Annotated in this window: 21 protein-coding genes; 10 read left to right on the top strand and 11 right to left on the bottom strand. The window is 43.7% G+C overall.

The window, feature by feature from the left end; all coding sequences use genetic code 11:
* Window positions 1-902 precede the first annotated feature (902 nt).
* Window positions 903-2,942 carry a prolyl oligopeptidase family protein gene (locus tag DS891_RS20545; RefSeq protein ID WP_227387650.1) on the top strand — a complete coding sequence of 680 codons (2,040 nt, stop codon included), beginning with the start codon at window positions 903-905 and terminating at the stop codon, window positions 2,940-2,942.
* A 267-nt stretch (window positions 2,943-3,209) separates the two neighbouring features.
* Here DS891_RS20545 and DS891_RS20550 read toward each other — a convergent pair whose 3' ends face one another.
* The gene (locus DS891_RS20550) at window positions 3,210-3,863 is read right to left on the bottom strand and encodes a DUF5034 domain-containing protein (RefSeq protein WP_174170807.1); all 654 of its coding nucleotides are present in this window, start codon (window positions 3,861-3,863) and stop codon (window positions 3,210-3,212) included.
* Between the two features lie 200 nt (window positions 3,864-4,063).
* Here DS891_RS20550 and DS891_RS20555 point away from each other — a divergent pair, with 200 nt between their 5' ends.
* Window positions 4,064-5,242 carry an acyltransferase family protein gene (locus tag DS891_RS20555; RefSeq protein WP_174170809.1) on the top strand — a complete coding sequence of 393 codons (1,179 nt, stop codon included), beginning with the start codon at window positions 4,064-4,066 and terminating at the stop codon, window positions 5,240-5,242.
* Window positions 5,243-5,316: 74 nt separating this feature from the next.
* On the opposite strand, the gene DS891_RS20560 is transcribed toward DS891_RS20555, so the two are convergent.
* From DS891_RS20560 to DS891_RS20570, 3 genes are read right to left on the bottom strand one after another with little or no spacing between them, the layout of a single operon-like run.
* The gene (locus tag DS891_RS20560) at window positions 5,317-5,925 is read right to left on the bottom strand and encodes a glutathione S-transferase family protein (RefSeq protein ID WP_174170811.1); all 609 of its coding nucleotides are present in this window, start codon (window positions 5,923-5,925) and stop codon (window positions 5,317-5,319) included.
* A gap of 23 nt (window positions 5,926-5,948) precedes the next feature.
* Window positions 5,949-7,010 carry an NADP-dependent oxidoreductase gene (locus tag DS891_RS20565; protein WP_174170813.1) on the bottom strand — a complete coding sequence of 354 codons (1,062 nt, stop codon included), beginning with the start codon at window positions 7,008-7,010 and terminating at the stop codon, window positions 5,949-5,951.
* Window positions 7,011-7,034: 24 nt separating this feature from the next.
* Window positions 7,035-7,727, bottom strand: coding sequence for a type 1 glutamine amidotransferase domain-containing protein (locus DS891_RS20570; protein WP_174170814.1), 693 nt, complete (start codon window positions 7,725-7,727; stop codon window positions 7,035-7,037).
* Between the two features lie 158 nt (window positions 7,728-7,885).
* Between DS891_RS20570 and DS891_RS20575 the strand changes: the two genes are divergently transcribed.
* The gene (locus DS891_RS20575) at window positions 7,886-8,791 is read left to right on the top strand and encodes a LysR family transcriptional regulator (protein ID WP_174170815.1); all 906 of its coding nucleotides are present in this window, start codon (window positions 7,886-7,888) and stop codon (window positions 8,789-8,791) included.
* A 24-nt stretch (window positions 8,792-8,815) separates the two neighbouring features.
* Here the strand turns inward: DS891_RS20575 and DS891_RS20580 are convergent, their stop codons facing one another.
* The gene (locus DS891_RS20580; protein WP_174170816.1) at window positions 8,816-9,385 is read right to left on the bottom strand and encodes a hypothetical protein; all 570 of its coding nucleotides are present in this window, start codon (window positions 9,383-9,385) and stop codon (window positions 8,816-8,818) included.
* 147 nt (window positions 9,386-9,532) lie between these two features.
* Here DS891_RS20580 and DS891_RS20585 point away from each other — a divergent pair, with 147 nt between their 5' ends.
* A complete protein-coding gene (locus DS891_RS20585; RefSeq protein WP_174170817.1) occupies window positions 9,533-9,964 on the top strand; it encodes a hypothetical protein in 432 nt (143 codons plus the stop codon).
* Between the two features lie 14 nt (window positions 9,965-9,978).
* Here the strand turns inward: DS891_RS20585 and DS891_RS20590 are convergent, their stop codons facing one another.
* On the bottom strand, window positions 9,979-11,502 hold the full coding sequence (locus DS891_RS20590) for a LytTR family DNA-binding domain-containing protein (protein WP_174170818.1): 1,524 nt from the start codon (window positions 11,500-11,502) through the stop codon (window positions 9,979-9,981).
* 146 nt (window positions 11,503-11,648) lie between these two features.
* On the opposite strand from DS891_RS20590, the gene DS891_RS20595 reads away from it, so the two are divergent.
* From DS891_RS20595 to DS891_RS20615, 5 genes are all read left to right on the top strand, one after another.
* Complete coding sequence (locus DS891_RS20595; RefSeq protein ID WP_174170819.1) at window positions 11,649-13,121, top strand: alpha/beta hydrolase; 1,473 nt, start codon at window positions 11,649-11,651, stop codon at window positions 13,119-13,121.
* 127 nt (window positions 13,122-13,248) lie between these two features.
* Window positions 13,249-13,557, top strand: a complete 309-nt coding sequence (locus DS891_RS20600) for a hypothetical protein (protein WP_102056286.1) — start codon at window positions 13,249-13,251, stop codon at window positions 13,555-13,557.
* A 297-nt stretch (window positions 13,558-13,854) separates the two neighbouring features.
* Window positions 13,855-14,628, top strand: a complete 774-nt coding sequence (locus DS891_RS20605) for a hypothetical protein (protein WP_174170820.1) — start codon at window positions 13,855-13,857, stop codon at window positions 14,626-14,628.
* Window positions 14,629-14,865: 237 nt separating this feature from the next.
* The gene (locus tag DS891_RS20610; RefSeq protein WP_010370561.1) at window positions 14,866-15,180 is read left to right on the top strand and encodes a DUF6172 family protein; all 315 of its coding nucleotides are present in this window, start codon (window positions 14,866-14,868) and stop codon (window positions 15,178-15,180) included.
* Between the two features lie 277 nt (window positions 15,181-15,457).
* Window positions 15,458-15,961, top strand: coding sequence for an RNA methyltransferase (locus DS891_RS20615; RefSeq protein WP_010607298.1), 504 nt, complete (start codon window positions 15,458-15,460; stop codon window positions 15,959-15,961).
* Window positions 15,962-15,982: 21 nt separating this feature from the next.
* Here DS891_RS20615 and DS891_RS20620 read toward each other — a convergent pair whose 3' ends face one another.
* Together DS891_RS20620 and DS891_RS20625 are read right to left on the bottom strand one after the other, a co-directional pair.
* Window positions 15,983-16,990, bottom strand: a complete 1,008-nt coding sequence (locus DS891_RS20620) for a fatty acid desaturase (protein ID WP_174170821.1) — start codon at window positions 16,988-16,990, stop codon at window positions 15,983-15,985.
* 217 nt (window positions 16,991-17,207) lie between these two features.
* Entirely contained in the window at window positions 17,208-17,645 is a 438-nt protein-coding gene (locus DS891_RS20625) for a thioesterase family protein (RefSeq protein WP_174170822.1), read from the bottom strand.
* A 410-nt stretch (window positions 17,646-18,055) separates the two neighbouring features.
* On the opposite strand from DS891_RS20625, the gene DS891_RS20630 reads away from it, so the two are divergent.
* On the top strand, window positions 18,056-18,370 hold the full coding sequence (locus tag DS891_RS20630; protein ID WP_010607301.1) for a hypothetical protein: 315 nt from the start codon (window positions 18,056-18,058) through the stop codon (window positions 18,368-18,370).
* Between the two features lie 368 nt (window positions 18,371-18,738).
* Here the strand turns inward: DS891_RS20630 and gcvP are convergent, their stop codons facing one another.
* The 3 genes from gcvP to gcvT all read right to left on the bottom strand — a co-directional run bounded on the left by gcvP (window position 18,739) and on the right by gcvT (window position 23,370).
* On the bottom strand, window positions 18,739-21,639 hold the full coding sequence (gene gcvP, locus DS891_RS20635) for an aminomethyl-transferring glycine dehydrogenase (protein ID WP_174170823.1): 2,901 nt from the start codon (window positions 21,637-21,639) through the stop codon (window positions 18,739-18,741).
* 182 nt (window positions 21,640-21,821) lie between these two features.
* Complete coding sequence (gene gcvH, locus DS891_RS20640) at window positions 21,822-22,211, bottom strand: glycine cleavage system protein GcvH (RefSeq protein WP_095727220.1); 390 nt, start codon at window positions 22,209-22,211, stop codon at window positions 21,822-21,824.
* A 76-nt stretch (window positions 22,212-22,287) separates the two neighbouring features.
* Window positions 22,288-23,370 (bottom strand): glycine cleavage system aminomethyltransferase GcvT, encoded by a 1,083-nt coding sequence (gene gcvT / locus DS891_RS20645; RefSeq protein ID WP_174170824.1) that lies wholly within the window; start codon window positions 23,368-23,370, stop codon window positions 22,288-22,290.
* Window positions 23,371-23,440: the final 70 nt, after the last annotated feature.

The following is a 23,440-nucleotide window of genomic DNA, read 5'->3' on the forward strand; positions in this document are numbered from 1 at the left end:
AGTGCAGCGGCAAAATAATGTATGTTATTGTCTTGCTTGACTGATTCGATGCCGATTTTTCAGCAAACGCCATTGTCAGTCGGCTACTTATTTTTGATTAATTTGGCTACGTGCTTGTTACGCAAAATCACGTTTCATTACTTTCAAACTAGTATGTTCACCATCACGAAGCTCTTCAGGTTCTAGCCCATATTTGGTGTAAACACTTTAGTCACTGCCATGTTGACTAAAGTGTGTTTCGCAGCCTGATTCATAGGCCATCTTTGTCATACTTTGAAACACATATTACCTTATAAAAATTATTGAATAAATAACACGTTATAACAACAGAGCTTAAGATTCATGTTGTTATAACCTTTTTGGGTCCAAAACTATTATTTATTTCTTTTGAGCTTGTTTTCGCTTTTTTCGATCAGGCTGCTTGAACTTGGTGCGTGTTGTTACAAAGCTGTTGTCGCGCATAAGTTACTTCCCTCTTGATAATGCCAATAAACTCTATGTCAGCAAATTAACCTTTTTATTGTGTCGGTAGAGCAATCAGCATTATCATCACAGACCACCTCACTACTCGCTAAACTCGTACGTATTGAGCAGTATTTATTTACTTGTAGCCACTGTGTAGAACAGTTAATGGAACGATTAGATGGTAAGCAATATCAATACACTGGCGGAGGTGTGGCAACTTTCACAGCAGTGGCATAAAGCGATGTTGCTGATCCACGCCATTGAAGCACAACTCTCTCCATCGCAAGCAGATTAAGTGTGAATCGATGTAAGCAGATCACGTTTTTTTAATCAGCACACATTCCTATTTTGACGACTTGATGATAAAACGTAATAAATAACTATAAAATAGGGACTAAGTTTTGAGAAAAAAAATTACAAATATTGCGACACTATGTATGCTCACCACCTTTGCTGGTAAATCGATAGCATTAGAAAAAGATCCATACCTATGGCTTGAAGAGATTGAAGGCAAACAAGCGCTAGAGTGGGTAACGGCACAAAACGATAGCTCACTAAAACAACTCAAAAGCCACAGCCAATATAATCATATCTTTCAAAATACATTAGATATTATCAATGATCGGTCTCGTATTCCGTACGCAACTGAACGTGCAGGTTATTACTATAATTTCTGGAGAGATGCGGAGCATGTAAGAGGCATATACCGCAGAACAACTCTTGAAGAGTATAAAAAAGCGGATCCTAAGTGGGAAACCATTCTCGACTTAGATGCGCTAGCAAAAGCTGAAGACGAAAACTGGGTTTATGGCGGAATGAACTGTCACTATCCAAAGTATGAACGCTGTTTGGTGTACTTATCCCGCGGTGGTGCTGATGCAAAAGTAGTGAGAGAGTTCGACATTCCAAGCAAATCTTTTGTAAAAAATGGGTTTTATTTACCTGAAGCAAAAACCTCAGTATCTTGGTTCAACGAGAATTCAATATTTGTTGCAACAGATTTTGGAGAAGGCTCATTAACTGACTCAGGTTATGCTGGAACGGTTAAAGTGTGGCAACGCGGTACGCTGCTGGACGACGCTAAAACGGTCTATCAGGCAAATAAAAGTTCTATCAGTGCCGGAGGCTTTACGGTATACGATCAAGGCAACACAAATCACTTTCTATACGATTCTACAAGCTTTTATACTCGCGACGTCTATAAACTCGAAGGTGATAAGCAGATAAAAATTCCAGTGCCTAGCGATGCAAGCCTCCTCGGATTAAACAATGGCATGCTCTTTATCCAGCTAAAATCTGCTTGGAAGCACTTTTCACAAGCAGAAGTAATATATGCCAACATTAACGATTTGGATTCTAAAAATATCCAGTTTACAAGCTTAATCAAGCCAACAGCAAATCGTTCAATAGAAAATTTGAGTTTTACCAAATCAGCCATACTAGTTACCGTGTTAGATGATGTAAAGAATAAGGTTTTCCGCTATATGCCTAAAGCTAATGGGCAGTGGAAAATAGACCCAGTGAACTTTCCTGATACCGGTTCATTATCCGTTTTTGACACTGATCCCAATAGAGATGACTTTTTTGTCACCTACACGGACTTTTTATCGCCGACCAGTCTTTACTTAGTCGATGGTAAATCACTTGGAACAACAAAACTCAAAGGTAATAAATCACATTTCGACGCAGATAAGTTTGTTACCCAGCAAAAATTTGCGACATCAAAAGACGGTACAAAAGTGCCTTACTTTATTGTTCATAAGAAAGATATCAAGTTAGATGGTAGCAATCCTACTTTATTATATGCCTATGGTGGCTTTGAAGTTTCTATGCAGCCGTACTACTCGGCATCAACTGGTAAAAACTGGTTAGAACAAGGCGGTGTTTATGTGCTTGCGAATATTCGTGGCGGCGGTGAGTATGGACCAAGCTGGCACCAAGCAGCACTAAAAGAAAATCGCCACAAGGCGTATGAAGACTTTGAAGCCGTAGCAGAGCAGCTGATAGCAGATAAAGTAACCAAACCTCAACATTTAGGTATTAAAGGTGGTAGTAACGGCGGATTGCTAGTGGGCGCCGCTTTCACTCGCAGGCCTGAACTTTACAACGCCGTTATTTGCCAAGTGCCATTACTCGATATGAAGCGTTTTAATAAGCTACTCGCTGGCGCAAGTTGGATGGGCGAATATGGTAATCCAGATGTTCCTGAAGAGTGGGAATACATTAAAACATACTCGCCTTACCATAACCTAAGTAAAGACAAACAATATCCGAAAGTATTTTTCACAACCTCAACCCGAGATGACCGCGTTCACCCAGGCCATGCACGTAAAATGGTTGCTAAAATGAAAGATATGGGATTTGAAGTTCTGTATTTTGAGAATACCGAAGGTGGCCATGCAGGCGCTGCAAACAATGAACAGCGAGCGATGGTAAATAGCCTTGAGTTTGTTTACCTCATGGACAGACTCAAATAGCTTTAAATTTTACTATCTAACCTGAGGTTTGGATAAAGAATGTTCCAACTCATTGTTTCTAAAGCACAACTTAGTTTTTTCCTTGTCTAGCCAGAGAGTTTTAGGGAAAGCAAGGCGAATTTACGCACCAATAGCTGGCTATTGGAAGTGAATTCAACGCAGTTAGCGCTAAAACTGGCTGCTAGAAAGGCATTAATTATCCGCAGCTCAGGTTATCTAGTACGTTAAAAGCGCTCAAGCTCATATTGAGCGCTTTTCTCATTTCACCTACTCGGCAAAACTAAGCTCATGAGATTCAAGCAAGAATTGCTCACCGGTATCCAGCGAAATTTCAATATAAAATACATGGTTCTGTTTGTAAGTAGGTTCACTGTTCAGTGCAAACTGGATAAATTCGCTCGTTTTTTTATCTTCCATATCTAAAAATTCGGATATTGAAAAGTAGTCTTTTTCGCCATTATCCAGCCTACGATAATCAACCTGATTAGAGTAATCGGAACCGATATACACGATGTCGAACACCTCATTTAAGCTTGAACCTGCAGGTAACTCGTCACTAAACGCAGCGCTAGAGGTAATATTTATATCCGTGATTTTTTCATTGGTATACGGGGGAACAGGTGAGCAGGCATAAGCGGCGCTAATTAAAGAAAACTTAAAACTCGGTGCGCTTAACTGCGCTACAGACTGCGTGTCAGCTTTAAGCTGAAATACGAGCGTTTGATACGAAATAGGTTCAACGCCATCATATTCAGTGTTAACCCACTCATCTACCTGATCAGCGCTAAACTCACCGAGGTTAAAGCCGGTTATATCAAACCTTGAGTTACCAACACCACTACATTGACCATCATCAGGACCACTACTGTCGCTATTACACCCCACTAACCCTACTGCTAATGCTGCGCATTTTGCTTTCATTCTGGCTCCGTTTCCAGCAAGATAAAGTCTCAATTTTGAGTCCAAGACAGGATAAAAATAAAGTCGGTCAGCCACTTTATTTGTTATTAAATGTTCTCGTAACAACGATTCAGCCTGAAGAGTCGCTTTTCTTCAATATTTTAGTAGGCAGAAAATATAGTATAACCACCTGATAAAGCATCCAATGTAGGGATAACAGAATGCACAATAACGCGCGGTTTCATTATATTGATAATATGCGAGGCTTGGCACTATTGCTTGGCGTTGTTTTTCATGCGGCCTTAGCATACGGCCCATATTTTCATAACCTTTGGATCAGTGTCGATCCAGACAAAAATGTCTTTTTTAACTACCTCGCCATGTGGACGCACCTATTCAGGATGCCACTATTTTTTATCATCGCCGGCTTTTGTGCCGCCCTGCTTATTCAAAAACGTGGTGGTAAAGCTTATATTCAAAACAGGTTAAAACGACTACTCATTCCCTTTATTATTTTCCTACCGCTCACCTTACTGGTGTTATTACATGCGATGCATTGGGGCAGCAGCGTTGCCAGCACCCCACCACCGTTATTTGGTGTTATACAGCAGATAAAAGAGCCACAGGTGACAAGCATGCATTTATGGTTCTTATGGTATTTAAGCCAGTTCTGTGTGTTATTTTGGCTGTTACACAAGTTTCCAAAATTTTATCAACACACTCTCGCTATCGTTGTTAAACCAGTCTTTTTATGCGTTATATTGCCGGTTATCATCACGGCATCTATGTCCAATTTGATGGTGCCATTTCCAGCTCCTGATAAACTGCAACCTCATTGGTGGGCTTACGGGTTTTATGGCTCTTTATTTTTGTTGGGAGCAGGACTATTTCATCATCATGAAGTGGTAACTCGCTACTCAAAACAATTCAACTGGTTATTAATTACTGCCTGCACTTCATTGGTTGCATACTTTTACTTTTTGCCGCCATCACCGTCGCTTGAAAAAGTCATCATCGCGATCAAAACAGGCGACGCAACGCCTGAAAAAATCAATTTGATCAGCGTTGTAGTTCAAACCATCGCCATTCTCAGTTGGACTGCTGTCGCTTATTTAGCCGGGTTCAAATGGTTAAATCAATTTAACAAACAAAGTCGCTATATTTCAGACGCATCCTATTGGATTTATCTCATCCATATTCCGCTCCTTGTGTATATTCAACTTCCTCTTACGAACCTTGAAGTACCTGTCTTCATCAAGTTTATTATTGCTCTATCTCTGACGGTGACGATAGGCATTATTAGCTACCGTTATTTGGTTAGAAATACGGTGATTGGTATTTTATTAAACGGCCGAAAAGCCGAGCCAAAAAATGTAAAAGCAGGCATGTTGACGGAGTGAACTTTAGTAGAGGAAGTCGGCGTGCGAAAGTTACTTTCGCAAAAGCCAGAGCAAACCTCTGGCTTTTAAACAGCCTAACCGTAGCTGCGTGCAGCTTGATATGCGGCGCGAGCTTGCACTTTTTCAAGATAAGCCTTGATATTGCCATGCGCTGTGAGCAAACCGACTTTGTCTGCGATTTCTAGCATCACTGTCATCATAATATCGGCGGCGGTAAAGTCGTTGCCTGCGAAATAGCTTTGCTTGGCGAGTGTGGTATCTATATAAGAAAAGTCGACATTGACTTCTTTAGCAATGTAACCATCCATTGGTTTATCGCCTGCACGCTGCTCCATCTTCATCATCAAAGACGCGATCACCGGCAGTGCCAATGACCCCTCAGCAAAGTGCAACCATTCTTGATATTGATAGTACCCAGGAGTCCCCGCACTTGGTCGCAATCTACTGTCTTCTGCCTTATCTAGCAGATATTCCATGATGGCTCCAGACTCACATAAAACTAGGCTGTCATCGACCAACACGGGGGCTTTTCCAAGCGGATGCACCTGTTTTAGGCTTTCGGGCGCAAGGCGCGTTTCAGGGTTGCGCTGGTGCTTCACAAGGTCATGAGGCATATCGAGTTCATGTAAAAGCCAAAGTACTCTTGTCGAGCGTGATTCGTTTAAGTGGTGAACAGTTAACATCTAATTTTTCCTGATAAATCTAATTATACGAGTTCGTCTGGACCTAAGCGCACGACAAGTTTGCCGAAGTTTTTACCTTCCAATAAGCCAATAAATGCCTCCACTGTGTTATCCATCCCCTCGACTAAGTGCTCTTTGTACTTAATCTTGCCCGCGTTTAACCATGGCAGCATCGCTTCACTGAACTCGTTGTATCTATGTCCATAATCGTCGAATACAATAAAGCCTTGCATTTTCACTCGCTTAATCAGCAGTGTCGCCATCAGCATCGACATACGATCAGGCCCCGATGGCAACTCAGTGGCATTATATTGAGAGATCAACCCACAAAGTGGAACCCGAGCACTTGAGTTAAGCAATGGCATAACTGCATCGAACACCTTGCCACCCACATTTTCAAAATAGACGTCAATTCCCGATGGGCATGCCTGCGCTAACTGCTCAGCGAGATCATCCTTGCGGTGATCAAGACAGGCATCAAAGCCAAGCGCCTCGGTAGCGTAACTGCATTTTTCGGCGCCACCAGCAATGCCTATTACTCTACAGCCTTGCAGTTTTGCTATTTGTCCAACAAGGCTGCCTACAGCACCGGTTGCTGCGGCAACGACTACAGTTTCTCCAGCTTTTGGCTGACCGATATCCATCAGTCCCATGTAAGCGGTAAGGCCTGGCATCCCTAACACGCCCAAGCTATATGATGGGTTAGGTAGATTGTTGTCTAACTTAAGTAAGCCTGTACCATCCGAGACGCTATAATCTTGCCAGCCGCTCATCGCGAGTACCCAGTCACCTTTGGCAAATTTAGGGTTATTTGACGCTTCAACTCGGCATACTGTGCCACCCACCATCGCTTCACCAATAGCGACCGGCTCAGCATAAGATTTTGCATCGCTCATACGGCCACGCATGTATGGATCTAACGACAAAAAGACAGTACGAAGGAGCACCTCGCCTTCTTTTGGCGTTGGGATCTGTGCCTCTTCATAATTGAAGTTTTCTTGGCTTGGCGCACCATGTGGGCGTGACGCTAAGGTAATGCGACGATTCGTTTGTGCGTTTTGAACTTGGTTTATTGCGTTACTCATGATTTATTCCTTTTAATAAGCAGGTTACAGCTGGTTTAGGTACGTCAGCATTTTCTCAGCGACAAGTTCAGAGCTTGCTGGGTTTTGTCCTGTAAACAGTAAGCCATCTCTAACAGCAAACACATTCCAATCATCGACTTTCTGGAAATCAGCGCCTCGTTTAACTAGCTCATCTTCTAATAAAAACGGTACAACATCAGTCAGCCCTACTGCCGCCTCTTCGCTATTCGTAAAACCAGACACCACTTTACCTTTTACCAGATACTCACCCGATGTGGCTTTTACATCCATCAGCACAGCGGTTGCATGGCATACCGTACCAACTGGTTTATCTGCTGCTAAAAAGGCGCTTATCAATTGGATTGAATTGGCATCTGTTGCTAAATCCCATAATGGTCCGTGACCGCCAGGATAGAACACAGCGTCAAAATCTGCCGCATTCACCTCTGCTAGTGGCAGCGTATTTGCCACCAGTTCCTGCGTTTTTTGATCATCAAAATAGCGTTTAGTGCTGTCAGTTTGGAAATCAGGCTGTTCACTTTTTGGGTCAATTGGCGGCTGACCACCTTTTGGTGAAGCAAGCGTTACTTCTACCCCAGCATCCACAAAGGCATAGTAAGGTGCGGCAAACTCTTCAATCCAAAATCCTGTTTTCTCACCTGTCTTGCCAAGTTCTGCATGTGACGTTAGCACCATTAAAATTTTCTTTGCTGTCATCAAAGTTACCTCTCATTCTTTCTTAAAACTTCAGGCTATTTGGCCTGCGGATAAATATAAAAGTATGAGCTTAAGACAAGTTAGACAATGCAAACAAAAGCTAACTCTTTGTTCAAACAATTGATACAATCAATTTATCTCAGCCAGTGGAGTAATGTGTGGACATTTCGTTTGAGCAACTCAAAAGCATGGTCGTTTTTGCCCAAGTTATTGAGCAAGGCACCTTAAGCGGCGCCGCCAGGCATTTAAACTTGTCTCGTGCAGTGGTGAGTTATCATGTCAAAAAACTGGAGTCACAGTTAGGCATAAAATTGCTCAATCGCTCGACCCGCACCATTTCACTTACAGAGGCAGGCCGCGAATATTATCAGCGCTGCCGTGTGATTGCAGAGCAAGCCTTTGCTGCAAACCAGCAAATTGAGAATTTAAAGAAAGAACCAATCGGTCTAATAAAGCTTACCTGCCCTGTGAATGTTGGCCTGCAAACCATAGTGCCTGCACTCAATGAATTTAGAGCTATGTATCCAAAAATTCAGCTCGATATCATGCTTACAGATGAAGTCGTCAATATCATCAAAGAAGGGATTGATCTGGCCATTCGAGGCGCCCCACTTCCCGATTCAGGTTTGCAAGCCAGTAAACTTTCAGTGCTAAAAACCTGCCTGTGCGCATCGCCCGACTATTTGCAAAAGTACGGCGTCCCCAAACACCCTACCGATCTCTACCAGCATCAATGGGTGATTTACAAGCTGACATCGGGGGCACTCACATTGAGTAAAGGGGCTCGAGCTTATAGCATCACGATGAAAGGCGATATAAGCACCAACAATGCGGCGGCACGCACCGCTTTTGTTGAGGGAGGTCACGGTCTTGGACGAATTCCAACTTACGATGCATTACCAAAAATACAGGCCGGTACTTTAGTGCCTGTATTAGAAGATTACACGCTGCCAGACATACATGTTTATGGCGTTTTTCCAGAAGGCAATGCCAACTCTAAAAAAGTGCGACTACTGATCGATTTTCTAAAAGGGTATTTTCAGCGCCAATTGGTTGAAGCGTAAGCCTCAAACAATTGCATATTTAGCCTAGTAACTTTCAGCGGGTTTAAGTCCGTAGCGCTTTCCCAATTTGATAAGTCTGGGCTCTGCTACGCTTGGTTTTACCGTCAATACTTGGATAGGTAAATCATCTCCAACCTGCAACTTGTCATAAAAATCTTTGTTATCCAGAATAAACTCACCTTCACGACTGCCCTGAAATTGATAGCTGTACTCAACGAAATAGAAAGTCTCCTGATGCTCCACTTCTCGGTCATACTCGTCCCGGTGAACATACGTATTAGATTCAATTCTTTTGTTAGTAATGGTGCCGAAAAGGTGTTTACCAAACTCTTTCGTCAATTCTTTTTCGTAGTAGTAGCGAATACTTGATGGCAGGGAAAAAGCGTACATTCCAAGAGGTATCAAGATAAATATAGCGCCAAAAATAACAGCCCCAATACCTGCACCGTATTGCTCAGTTACCCCAATGTAAATAATGAATCCACCAACAATATAAAACGGAATGCCAACGGAGATAAAACCCAAATGCTTACCAATTGCAGCAAACAAAAACTTCAGCTTTGTAGAGAGTGATAACGATTTTTCCTTGGTCATAACAGACTATGCTCCTTGCATAAGATTTATACTGCCACGATAATAAAATATTTAGCCCTTTTGGTCGAGCAGTACCTCAGCTGCAGGATGAGATACTAATGTAAAGTGACCACACAATGATGAATAGGGATATGCAAGGAGGCTTTCATGAAATATTTGGCACTTATAGCAACGATCAGCATAAGTAATTTAGCGGCTGCACAAGGCGAAGTAGCAGCAGAGTGGCAACTGGGACAATACGCTGTATCCATTGGTGAAAAATGTGTTATTACCGTTTCAACCCCCGCTTCAAAAGAGATAATAGCAAACGGTTTCAATAACGATAAAGCCTGTAAAGTCGCCTATCTAGCCCAAACCAACATTCCCAACGCTTACGTGATAGGTGGTGGACATATTCTTATCGTCGAACAGCAAACTATCCAATCAAAGAGCTGCAGGCGTGTATCAAAGGCACTTTATTTACCAACCGATGGTCAAGCCGCATTGAGCACCACTCAAATAGAAAGCGGCAACTGCGACGGCCATATAGAGCCAAACGGAGCGATGTATTTAATTTCAGCTCTGCAAAACCCAATTTAAAAGACCTGCAGCGTTTAAGGTTTAGTAGACGCTTTAAGCGTCGCTCTAACCGACGAGACAAGCCGACGACTGACGGGAACACTTGCTCCATTGGTTAATTTCAAGTTGCTTTGATTATTATCACTTTCTAATGACACCACTTCATTTAGATTAGTTAAATAAGAACGATGTGTTTTTACAAAAATAGAGGGCAAAGTAAGTTCGAGTTGTTTTAATGAGCCTGTAAACAGCTTCTGCGTGGTGTCCTTCATGTGCAGCTCAACGTAGTCCCCTGCGGCTTTACAAAACGCAATATCCGTGAGCACAACATAGTCAGTTTTGCCTGCAATACTGACTTCCAGCTTAGAAGGAGACTGAAGTTGTTTGTTCTGCGCGAGTTTAAACTCAAGCTTGGCAATATGAGCTTGATCACTACTCAACTGTACTTGCTGAGCACGATACTCTTTAGCTTGACGAATGAAAAGGTAAGCTAGCAAGACTGCAATGATCACAAAGTGAATAATTTCGTGGAAGCTTGATGCAACAAATAGCACGGTTGCAGCCACCAACAACTGCACCACAAACCAAGCCGCCAAATTATTGTTTTTCGCGCGTCGCCAACAATAGCCTAGCTGGACTAGGCTAACGAGTAATGGCACAAACACTCCGGCCGTGGTTTTAGAGTCAAAGCCTGGCGCAAAAATAATAACAATAAGCGTGATTAGTGTACCGATATAAATCCAGTGAAGCGCGTGCTTTTCTGCAACTTTTATGGAGCTATATACAAGCAACAAAGTGCCAAATAAAAACGATAAGCCCGTCACGGTCAACAGTCGAATATCATGCCACACATAGCCATAGTCAACTAACCCTCGCGATATTTCAGCACTGAGCTGCATTGCCGCGAGCAGGCACAGTACGGCAAATATCCGAACGCTTGTATTGCCATAACGACCAAAGCTCAGACTTATAAAGTACAATGCGCCCAACAAAAAGGCACCAACCAGAATCAGGCCCAAACCACTAAATGATTGAATATACTGCTTAGGATCGCCAAATTGCCCTAGCCCAATAAAATGAATTGGGTATCCTAATGAAATAAGGCTATGCTGTGCAGACAGACCAAACACCAGTTGATTGCTTTTCTTTATAAGTGAGTCTGGCAAATAAAATACGCTGTCCATTTTGCCTATTTGCTCAGTTTTATCTACGGCAGGAAAACCGCTGCTCCCCACCTTACTACCATTTAAAAAGACTTCGCTTGATGTTTTAGCAAATAAATACAACCCTACGGGCCTTGGTATTGAGGCTAATTTCGCTCGCTCAAATTCGATTAACACCCAAACAGCCTGATTTTGCGGATCAACCTCAGATAACTTAGCTCGGTGACATTGCGGCTCAGTAAACTGTGGAATTTCTTTTGCCGAGACTGACCATGGGCAAACCGTCACGGCTTGCTCATAAGAAAATGGCAACAAAGGTTGACTGGCATAAGCCTTACCTAGAGCGCCCGAGCAACACACAGCCATCACTAAATAAAGTACAAGATTAATATTCACACTCTACCGCTTTTCCTTTTACCGTTCGTCGGCTTTTTACTACCGCTGAGCCTACAAGCCAATAAATATCGGCCTCTCATAGAAGTTCACTACCCCATAAAGTTGCCATGGTATTCAATAAAAACAAACTATTAAGGAGTAATACTATGCGATCAACACACACATTAATAGCCGCGTTAAGCTTATTCACTTGCTTATGCGTAAGCGCAGAGAAAGGTAGCGATAAGCAAGTGCTGTACAGCAATGAGCAACAAATCGAGTTTCAAGCCAACAGCGGAGAAACAACGGATGCCATAGCTGGGCACCTCTGGGTACCTGAAAACAGGAATAACCCCAACAGCAACAAAATTAGAATCAACTATGTGCGCTTTCCTGCAACCGGCAGCAATAAAGGTTCACCTATCGTGTATTTATCTGGTGGCCCCGGTGGTTCAGGGACCGCGACTGCCAAGTGGCGAAGATTTCCGTTATTTCAAGCACTAAGAGAGTTTGGTGATGTTATTGCGCTAGACCAAAGAGGTACGGGGCAGTCAGAGCAAACTGCTCCTTGCGTGTCTAGTGAACACATTGCGCTTAATGCTGTTACCACTGAAGCGCAAATTGCAGACCGTTACCGCAAAGCCGCATTAGAATGCTTTACTCAATGGAAGTCTCAAGATATTGATATATATGGTTATAATACCGCTCAGAACGCGCTAGATATAAACGACTTACGAAAACACCTAAAAGCTGACAAAGTATCACTTTGGGGGATCTCTTACGGCAGCCATCTGGCACTCAGTGCCATAAAAGCAATGCCAGCGTATCTTGACAAAGTAATTATCGCCAGTGCTGAAGGGCTCAATCAGACCGTTAAACTACCTCACCAAACCGATCAATACTTTGAAAGAGTTCAAGGAATTATCAATCAGCAAGCGCTTAAACAACAAGTGTCGGATCTACCTGCTTTGATACGCCGAGTGCACAGTAAACTTGAGCAACAGCCTATTGCACTTCAAATTACACAAAAAGACGGCTCAAAAACACCCATGTTATTTCAAAAGCATCATATTCAGTCGTTAGCTAGCATGATGATTGCCGACCCTAACCAATATCTTGCCATGCTAATTCATGTTTATTTAGGTTTAGATAACGGCAATACCGAGCTGTTAAAGCATGTTTTGCAGCGTGGAATGTTTACCGATGAGCCCATTACATTCAAATTGATGCCACTGGCGATGGATGTAGCTTCAGGGATCACCGCTAAACGCCTTGCAAAAATGACAAACCAATCGCCAACAGCCTTGCTTGGCGACAAGCTTAACTTTCCAATGCCAACACTTCACTTGATAGATAAAAAACTAGATTTAGGTGATGATTTTAGAACCGCTCCCCTATCCAACATCCCAACTTTATTGTTTACAGGTAGTCTAGACGGTAGAACGTATCCGGAAGAACAACTTGAAGCTGTGAGAGGACTTACAAATTTGACCCAGATTATGGTGAACAATGCGGGCCACAACCTTTATACAAGCTCACCCTTGGTGCTCGCCAGAATGCAAACATTCTTAAGCGGAAAACCCGTCAGTGCAGAAGCAATCCAACTACCGCTACCAAAACTTGCGCTGTCAGCACCGTAATTCGAAAAAACGACTCTAAGTGAATTGAAAAAGCAATTCACTTAGAGCGGGCTATCATCAACAAAGTTGTTGATAGCCCATAAGCTTGAGTATAATCAGGCTTTTGGCCTCTTACATCCATAGCATTATGAAAAAGCTCTCAAAAGTACAAGAAAAACAACAAGCCTTGGTACTGACCATTGCAGACAAACTCGAGGAACAAGCTCGTGCAGAAATTCCCGGCATGGTGCAATGTTGGTTTGATGTGGAATATCACTTGTTCCCCGGCTCATTAATACTCTTTTTCCAATTTGAGAATGAACAAGCATTGGAAGCCGCAAAGCCAGACCTTCTTAAATGGCAAAAGCGTTTAAGCGCCGCCATGCTGAAAAAAGGGGTGATTTTAAAGGATATGCGTAAACATTTAACCTTTACTTTGCTTGGTCCCGAGGATTAAAACTGGCGATAAAATCTAGCCGGACAACTGAACGCTATTCGGCTAGTCGATATTAACAGCTCTCATTCGCCATAGTGTTGACGCCACAATTGATTGCTAAAACGATGATTGGGAATGAGTTCTTGTTTTAAAGCAAAAAATGCTTTTGCATTTGGATTGGATTGGATTGGATTTTTTCAGCTTATTGACTGCAATCCTCCTGCTCCAAAGGTTCTTATCGATTGCAAATTCCATATTGCGTTATTTTCAAGTAAGCTGCTAAAGCTCCTTATAAATCTCAAAAAAGAGGAAAGTACGTTGGATAAGAGAATTGAACCTGAGCTTCCCAGTATTACGCCAGATTTAGATCAGGTTGAAGCCTATAAAAACTCCACCACCCAAGCGAGCCATAAAACCTCAGCACCAAAAGAAAGTACCAAACAAACAAGCCAGCCCGCCAAAGGTATGGGGATGATGAATTGGTTGGGTGCAATCTCGATTATTGCGTTGGCTGCTGCGGCGTTTGCGCTCTACCAACAAAACTTAACAACCCAGGCACAATTACTCGAGTCAACAAATCGCATTGCCGAGCTTGAACATACCCTCACCGCCACAGATGAAGAGATGGACTTGTCCGCGGGTGCAATGCAAGCAAAATTGAACACACTAACCGAGCGCACAGACGAGCTTTGGTCACAGATGGATAAACTATGGGCGTCAGCGTGGCGAAGAAACCAATCAGACATCAAAAAGCTCGAAGAGCAAGCAAGTAATAACGCTAAAAACCAGACCAGTACGACTACCAAAGTAGAAACACTATCGCAGAGTCAAACAGAGCTTGCTTTAAAACTATCGCTATTAGAAGAACAACAGCAAGCCGCTAGTGTGCTAAAAAATCAAATTGCAGCCATTAATGGCGATGTTGATCAGTTAAAGTCTCAAGCGCAAAGCAGAGACTCTAAACAGATAGAGATCGGCGCAAGCCTTACCCAAATAGAGATGACACAAACCGCACTGGCAGAAAAATTAGAGCGTTTGGAGCGTAAATTGGCAGCAGCCCCCACAACTCAAACGCAACCAAAAGCGAATTAATCCGTCATTATCAATGGTACATTAGCAATATGAGTTGGTAGCGAACTCGTGCAACCAACTCAGCTTTTATTCTCTTCGGCATTCACAAAGTCCCTCGCCAGTTCACAAAATATAACGTAAAATATCCTATTACATTCCTGTATTTATTCGCGCGTAAGCTTTACGCTTAAATCAATACACATTATCTACTCAGGCATACTGTTTTGCCGATTGAGTATTTCTTGCTTGAAGGCAACTATGAAAAAGACATTTGAACTAATTCACCCTAAAATCAAACTTGAAAGACGCGTTGACGCGGTTAAGCATGAACTTAAAAAATACCTAAAGCGCGAGCGCAACAAAACTTTGCCAGCGGGCGCTGATTATTGGGATTTTGATTGTAAGTTTGGTAACACAGAAGCAGAAGCCGAGCCGGTGCACCTATCACAACTAAACAAGTTGATTGATAAAACGCAAACTGAAAACCTCACTTCCTTTTATGTTGAGATTTTAGCAAAGCCAGGCTATAGAAAATCAAACGATTTATCTGACGATGAGTTAGAAGACTACTAAGCCCAACTTCTGTAGGTCGAGCTTTAGCTCGACAACACCATCCCCTAAAAACACAGATCCCTCAACCTCAAAAAGCGTAGGTCGAGCTTTAGCTCTACAACACCAGCCCCCTAAAAACACGGATCCCTCAACCTCAAAAAGCGTAGGTCGAGCTTTAGCTCGACAACATCACCTGCTCTCCCCCAACAATACCAACTGGCACAAAATCACGCGCATGATACAATCGCTCGTCGAATTTTTGGTGGCGCTACTGCCGGTATAGTGAGAATTAAAAAGTATGAGCGAGTCATTTGTAGCAATCGGATTAGTAAACCCTAAATCACCAACCAATGTGGGTGGCGTATTACGGGCCGCAGGTTGTTATGATGCGCAAGCCATCTACTTTAGCGGCAATCGTTACGCAAGAGCTGCAAAATATCATACGGATACAAAAAACGTTGCCGACAACATTCCCATCAAACAAGTTGATGATTTCATCAGTTTAAAAGTAGCAGGCCGTGCACTTGTCTGCGTTGAGCTGGTAGAGGGCGCAATCCCACTGCCACAGTTTGCTCACCCCGACAACGCGTTATACATTTTTGGTCCTGAAGATGGCAGCCTGCCACAAGAAATCGTGGATGCCGCTGATGCAGTGGTGTATGTACCAACCACAGGCTGCATGAACTTAGCCGCGACAGTCAACGTGTTGTTATACGACCGTATGGCAAAACGCTCAACGGGATTTGATGCTAGTCAGATACTCACCAGCCGTGATATCAATAACCGCCTAACAGTTGGATAAGTTTTTGCTGTAAGCATCTTTTTATTTTTGACTAACCCGCTCTTTGTCCGGGTAGTGATTTGCATTTTTTAGGCTTTGTAAGTCATCAAAACGTACTCCGTGCTGAGCCATAACTGGGCGTACTTTTTTACTTATCAATTGCCGAATATAAAACGGTTGATTAGGCACAAAGTGATGAATTGTGTGCGTGCGACCAAAGTCAAAACAAAACAGCTGAAACGGTAAAAACCAGCGACTGGTGATCACATGAGTCTGCTCCAGTATGTTACTCACACCACCATAATAATGCATTGAAGATGTGACGAGGTTCAAAGACGCTGAGCGGATCATATTAGGCACAATCAGCACCACCATTAAGAACTCAGCAACCGCTAGTAACTCTGCTCCCCACCTAGGTAATTCAAATGGTTGTATAAATTGCAGTACGTAATAAGTAATCACACCATATAAAGTCGCAAAATAAGCCGTGGCAAGCGGAAAACCAGCATTAAAGACCTGCAAAAACTTAAAACCCTTGATTTCTCGACTAAACCGCTTGGCATTCAATAATAAACCTAGCAATCCGTCTGTAACCACCACAGCTCGCAACCAAGGAGATTGGATACCATTACCCACCAAGCGCTCCTCTAAGTCTTGTTCAGTACCAGACATTTTATGGTGATGTAAATGAATTTGCCTGCGATACCAAGGGTTCACCGTATTTGGCCGCATAAGCCACACCGTCAACATCATGAAATGATATACAAATGGGCGGTCACTAAAATACTGCCTGTGGATCAAATCGTGCTCAAGTTCATGAGAAATAGAGGTAATAAAAGCCGCCAAGATAATACACAGCCATGCAGGAATAACGGCAAAATAGTAAAGCGAGGCAACACCAATTAGCGCACTTAACGACAACAGCAAAATCACCATAGCAATACCGTTTTGCTGATTTAAAATAGGATAACGCGTTCGAAGCGTTCGCTCTTCAGCTTGAATCGCGGAAACTATCGCTTTGATATTCTGCCTCGCCGTTAATGTTGGCATAGATAACTTAATTCACCTTTTGATATCAAGATCATAACGAAAACTCCTACTACCGTAGCAGCGGCTTTACGCCGCGACAACTTTAAAACAGCAACGCAACGAAACGCCCAAACTCCAAGCTTCTATTGACTATCGTCCATCTCACATTGTCGTAACAGCGACTTTACGCCGCGACAACTCTAAAACAGCAACGCGACAACACCTAAACTCCAAGCTTCTATTGATTATCGTCCATCTCGTATTGCTTCAAAATGGCCAACATGCTCTCTGGAATTGGCGATTTTTTCCCTGTTTTCATATTAAACATCACCACATTCGCATACCCCGTTGTGCATACTGCTTGTTGCGATTCGCTAAACGCCTCATAGCGCATGGTAAAGCGATCTTCTTTGATATCAGTGATATATGAACCAATATGCAAGGTATCTGGAAACGTAACTGGTCGTTTATATTGCGCGTACGTATCACGTAAAACCGGACTATGGGTAGGTTCTGATAATACAGAAAGTAAGCCCGTTTGAGTCAAAAAATCGATTCGCGCGGTTTCAAAATAGCGAAAATACGACACGTTATTCACATGCCCCAACGCATCCATTTCTCCCCACACCACATTCACTTTGGTAGTGATTGCAAACTTTTCTAAAAATTCCTGCATGATGTTGCCTTTAATTTTGTTTATTGAACTCGAGAGTAACAACTCATCGTACCAGCAACAAGGTTAACGAGATAGTTTAAGGCAACTTGTCAAAACAAAGAAAGTAAAGCCAGCATTTCGCAGTGCAACCTTACGCCCCCCGTAGGTCGCCATTTATGGCGAAAAATAATGCCTCAGCTCCCTTCGTTTTCAGCGTAGCTTTAGATACAAACACAATTCAAGCGCAATCCCTATCATTCCATCTCACAAAAAATTGACGCCTTTTATAGGATCAACACCTAAGATAAATCACCAATGATTTTTCTCAATACTTTCAATATATAAGCAAACAGCAGAGCAATATTTATAAGCTTGGTTTAAAAAATGCATCTGAAATCAAAATCAGAATTAAACTTAAGCATGTCACCAATATGAACAAAAGCACAAATACAGTTTATGTGTTGAGCGGTTACGCTAAATGCGCCATCACTCAGCAAGGGAAATACAAACCCGGTAACAAACACTCCATCGGCCTGCTAACCACAGACGAAAACTATGAAGATAACATCAATAAACTTGAGGCCTTTATTAAAGATTTAGGTTGGGAGTCTATTACGTTTTGCATGGTCGAAACCGTTAACGACATCAGCACCCTATCCAACGACGTTTTGGTATCCAGTTTTCTTCGAGCTCAGCAAAATGGCCAATCGTTAGTAGTAAACGATCTCCCTATTACCGTCCATTAAGGCGGTAAATGCACGCCGCGATCTTCAGGTGCTTGCCAGCGACTACGAACAATTTGTAGCAGCGACTTTATGTCGCGACTTGTTTTTGAATCCAGCTTTCAACTTTACCTCATGTCGCTTCGCCGGCAAGGCAAAACCAGAGTGGTATATTATTTGTCGCCATAAATGGCGACCTACATAGATATTTGGTGTGAAGTCGCAGTTATGCGTCGTTATAAGGGATCACGGCGTGAAGCCGTTCCCACAAACCAAGAACAGAGCCAAACACGAGTCTTCACCATATTCACACTCATAAAAAAGCCGCCCTTTTTACAAAGGGCGGCTTTTCAATATTTGCTAAGTCGCGCTCAAGCGCGACCTACAATCCCTTACGCGTCGCGGTAAGTATCAACCGCTGGGCAAGAACAGATTAGGTTACGGTCGCCGTATACGTCGTCGATACGGGTTACCGTTGGCCAGAATTTGTCTTTTGCTACGCTTGGTACTGGGAATGCAGCTGCGAGGCGATCATATGCACGGTTCCAGTCGTTGCTTAGTACGTCTGCTTGCGTGTGTGGTGCAAATACTAATGGGTTGTCTTCGATAGACCATTCGCCTGATGCAATCTTGTCGATTTCACCTTTGATAGAAACCATAGCTTCGATAAAGCGGTCGATTTCTACCTTAGACTCAGATTCCGTTGGCTCAACCATTAGTGTGCCCGCTACTGGGAACGACATCGTTGGTGAGTGGAAGCCATAGTCTTGTAGACGCTTTGCAACGTCCATTTCGGTAATGCCTGTGGCTTCTTTCAGTGGGCGAAGGTCAACAATACATTCGTGAGCAACGCGGTCGTTACGGCCACGGTATAGAATTGGGTAGTGCTCGCTCAACTTAGCCGTTAGGTAGTTAGCGTTCACAATTGCCATTTCTGTTGCTTGTTTTAGGCCTTCGCTGCCCATCATCGCGATGTATGCCCACGAGATAGGTAGAATAGAAGCAGAGCCGTAAGGTGCCGCAGAAACCGCGCCGTTACCTACGTTTGTACCTTCTACGTTGATCACGCTGTGGTTAGGCATAAATGGCGCTAGGTGCGATTTAACACCGATAGGACCAACGCCTGGGCCACCGCCACCATGTGGAATACAGAATGTTTTGTGTAGGTTTAAGTGTGATACATCAGAGCCGATTGAACCTGGGCTAGTTACCCCAACCTGCGCGTTCATATTTGCGCCGTCCATGTATACTTGGCCGCCGTGCTGGTGCACGATGTCGCATACTTCACGGATAGATTCTTCGTACACACCGTGTGTAGACGGGTAAGTGACCATGATGCACGATAGGTTTTCAGCTACGTCTGCGGCTTTCGCGCGTAGGTCTTCCATATCGATGTTACCGTTTTTATCACAGTCAACCACAACCACTTTCATGCTTGCCATTTGTGCAGACGCTGGGTTTGTACCGTGCGCTGAACTTGGGATCAAACAGATATTACGGTGACCTTCACCGCGAGACTCATGGTACTTACGGATCGCGATAAGACCTGCGTATTCACCTTGTGCACCTGAGTTAGGCTGTAGTGATACTGCGTCGTAACCTGTGATGTTCACAAGCCAGTCGTGCAGCTCAGTCATCATGATCTTGTAACCTTGTGCTTGGTCGATTGGGCAGAACGGGTGTAGCTCTGCAAACTCAGGCCAAGTCACTGGGATCATTTCTGCGGTTGCGTTTAGCTTCATGGTACACGAGCCCAATGAGATCATTGAGTGGTTTAGTGCTAAATCTTTGTTTTCAAGACGCTTGATATAACGCAGCATCTCGGTTTCGCTGTGATAGCTGTTGAAGTTAGCGTGCGTTAAAATTTCGTCGTCGCGCACTAGGCTTGCAGGAATACCTGTGATGTTCTCGCCTGATACTTGTGCGTCTAGCGCATCTACATTTAGGCCGTGGTCGTCGCCTAAAATGATGTCAAATAGCTCAGCTACGTCCGCACGCGTTGTGGTTTCGTTTACTGCAATTGAGTATTCGCCGTTGTGGTTAAGGGCAAAGTTCACGCCTTTTGCTACGGCACGCGCCACAACCGCTTGCTTGTCAGCGTCGTCCGCTTTAACAGTAATAGTGTCAAACCACGTATCGTGCTTAAGTGCCACGCCTTTTGCTTTAAGACCCGTTGCAAGAATGCTTGCAAGACGATTAATACGCTCAGCGATGATCTTAAGACCTTGAGGACCATGGTAAACCGCGTAAAACGCAGCCATGTTCGCAAGTAACACCTGTGCAGTACAGATGTTTGAGTTCGCTTTTTCACGGCGGATATGCTGTTCACGTGTTTGCATCGCCATACGTAGCGCGTCGTTACCTAAACGGTCTTTAGACACACCAATAATACGGCCTGGTAGTGAACGCTTGTAAGCATCACGCGTGGCAAAGAATGCCGCGTGTGGACCGCCGTAACCCATTGGTACACCAAAACGCTGTGCAGAACCAAGCACTACGTCTGCGCCTAGTTTACCAGGTGCTTTAAGTAGCATTAAACTCATGATGTCTGCGGCAACACAGGCAATCGCTTTTTTGTCTTGTACTTGTGCGATTAGGTCAGTAACGTCAACCACTTCACCTGATGTTGAAGGATACTGGAATAACGCACCAAAAATCTCGTGGTTAGCAGCGTCGCTAGCAGGGCCTACTACTACTTCAAAGCCAAACTGCTCAGCACGTGTAGATACCACGTCGATAGTTTGTACGTGTACGTCGTCGGCAATAAAGAAGATGTTTGCTTTTTTCGCTTTAGATACACGTTTCGCAAGCGCCATTGCTTCTGCCGCTGCGGTTGATTCGTCAAGTAGTGATGCACTGGCTAAGTCTAGGCCGGTAATGTCCATAGTCAGCGTTTGGAAGTTAAGTAGTGATTCCAAGCGACCTTGCGCAATCTCTGGCTGATAAGGGGTGTAAGCCGTGTACCAACCCGGATTCTCAAGTACGTTACGTAAAATAACATTAGGTACGTGAGTTGGGTGGTAGCCTTGACCGATGTAAGATTTGAAAACCTTGTTTTTGCTTGCTACTGACTTCAGGTAGCTTAGGGTTTCCACTTCTGTGCGGCTTTCACCGATCTGTAAGCCCTCTTCTAAACGAATTGAAGCAGGTACAGTTTGACCGATCAGCTCTTCAACACTAGATACTCCAAGAGCGCTTAGCATCTCGCTCACCTGTGCTGGGCTTGGCCCGATATGGCGGCGGATAAAATCTTGCTTTTGCTCTAACTGTTCAAGAGATTTGGCGTTTGACATTAGTCCAGGTTCCTATGATCCAAATGAAAAAGGTGAATACTGTTTTTATCTAAATGAGATACCTTGGTAACGGCAGTATTCTAAAAACGTTGGCATGATCTCGTCATACCTTGAGCAAGTACCCTTGCCCAAAAAGCAACAATAAAAGCCCCTAAAAAGGGGCTTTTATTACTATCAACAAATTAGTCTTCGTCGATTGAATTTGCGTAGCCTTCAGCGTCTAGTAGGTTATCTAGCTCAGACTCATCAGACGCTTTAATACGGAACAACCAACCGTCGCCGTAAGCATCGTTGTTTACAGTTTCAGGCGCATCTTCTAGGTCTTCGTTTACCGCAATGATAGTACCGCCGATTGGTGCGTAGATGTCTGATGCTGCTTTTACAGACTCAGCAACTGCGCAATCTTCACCCGCGTCAACTTCATCGTCTACTTCTGGTAATTCAACGAATACCATGTCGCCTAGAAGTTCTTGTGCGTGCTCAGTGATACCTACTGTGTACTCGCCATTGCCTTCAGCGCGAACCCACTCGTGTGAAGTAGCGTACTTTAACTCGCTAGGAATGTTGCTCATTTTTTTGTTCCTTTGGTCGGTTGCGATGTCACCCCGTGAGCGACATCAATGTTATTCTATTTATTACCTATAAAAACTAGATAATTGACTTGCCGTTACGAACGAAGCTTGGCTTAACTACTTTAACATCAACTAGCTTCTTACGCATTTCAACTTGTGCAGTCTCGCCAATTGAACGAGGTACACGCGCAAGCGCTACACTGAAGCCTAAAGTTGGTGAGAATGTACCAGAAGTAATAACACCTTCGCCACCTTCTACGATAACTTTAGAACCACCACGTAATACGCCTTTGCTTTCTAGGACTAAACCTACCAGCTTATCAGTGCTTTGCTCAGCACGTTGTTTAGTGATAGCTGCACGACCGATAAAGTCACGCTCCTCTGGCTCCCATGCAATTGTCCATGCCATGTTCGCTGCAAGTGGAGACACCGTCTCGTCCATGTCTGAGCCGTAAAGGTTCATGCCCGCTTCTAAACGTAGCGTATCACGTGCACCTAGGCCAGCTGGACGCACACCTGCGTCTAATAATTTTTGCCATAAGTCCGCCGCACCATCGTTGTGTACTACGATCTCATAACCCTCTTCACCAGTGTAGCCCGTTGTTGCGATAAATAGGTCGCCAGCTTGCACACCAAAGAATGGCTTCATGCCTTCAACAGCCGCTTGTTGTTGTTCGTCTAGGATAGTTGCTGTTTTTGCTTTTGCGTTTGGACCTTGTACCGCAATCATCGCGTACTCAGGACGCTCAGTAACTGTCACTTCAAAATCTGCTGCTACCGCACCGATATGTGCAAGGTCTTTTTCGCGTGTTGCAGAGTTAACTACTAGGCGATATTGCGTTTCAGTGAAGAAGTAAATGATAAGGTCATCAATTACACCGCCCTGCTCGTTTAGCATGCCTGTGTATAGCGCCTTACCAGCCACAGTAAGCTTAGCTACATCGTTTGCAACAAGCTTTTGTAAAAATGCCTTTGCGTCTACACCTTCGATATCAACAATCGTCATGTGTGAAACGTCAAACATGCCCGCGTCAGTACGCACCGCGTGGTGCTCCTCAATTTGTGAGCCATAATTGATTGGCATTTCCCAACCGTGGAAGTCTACCATTTTCGCGCCAGCTTCTAGGTGCTTCGCGTGTAGTACTGTTTTAGAAGTCATACTTATCCTTCACTTTTTTACTCAGCCGCCATCGATTGGCGCTGAGGGGGTTATTGTTATCGCGCTTACG

The sequence above is a fragment of the Pseudoalteromonas sp. JC28 genome (assembly GCF_013319255.1).
GTDB lineage: Bacteria > Pseudomonadota > Gammaproteobacteria > Enterobacterales > Alteromonadaceae > Pseudoalteromonas.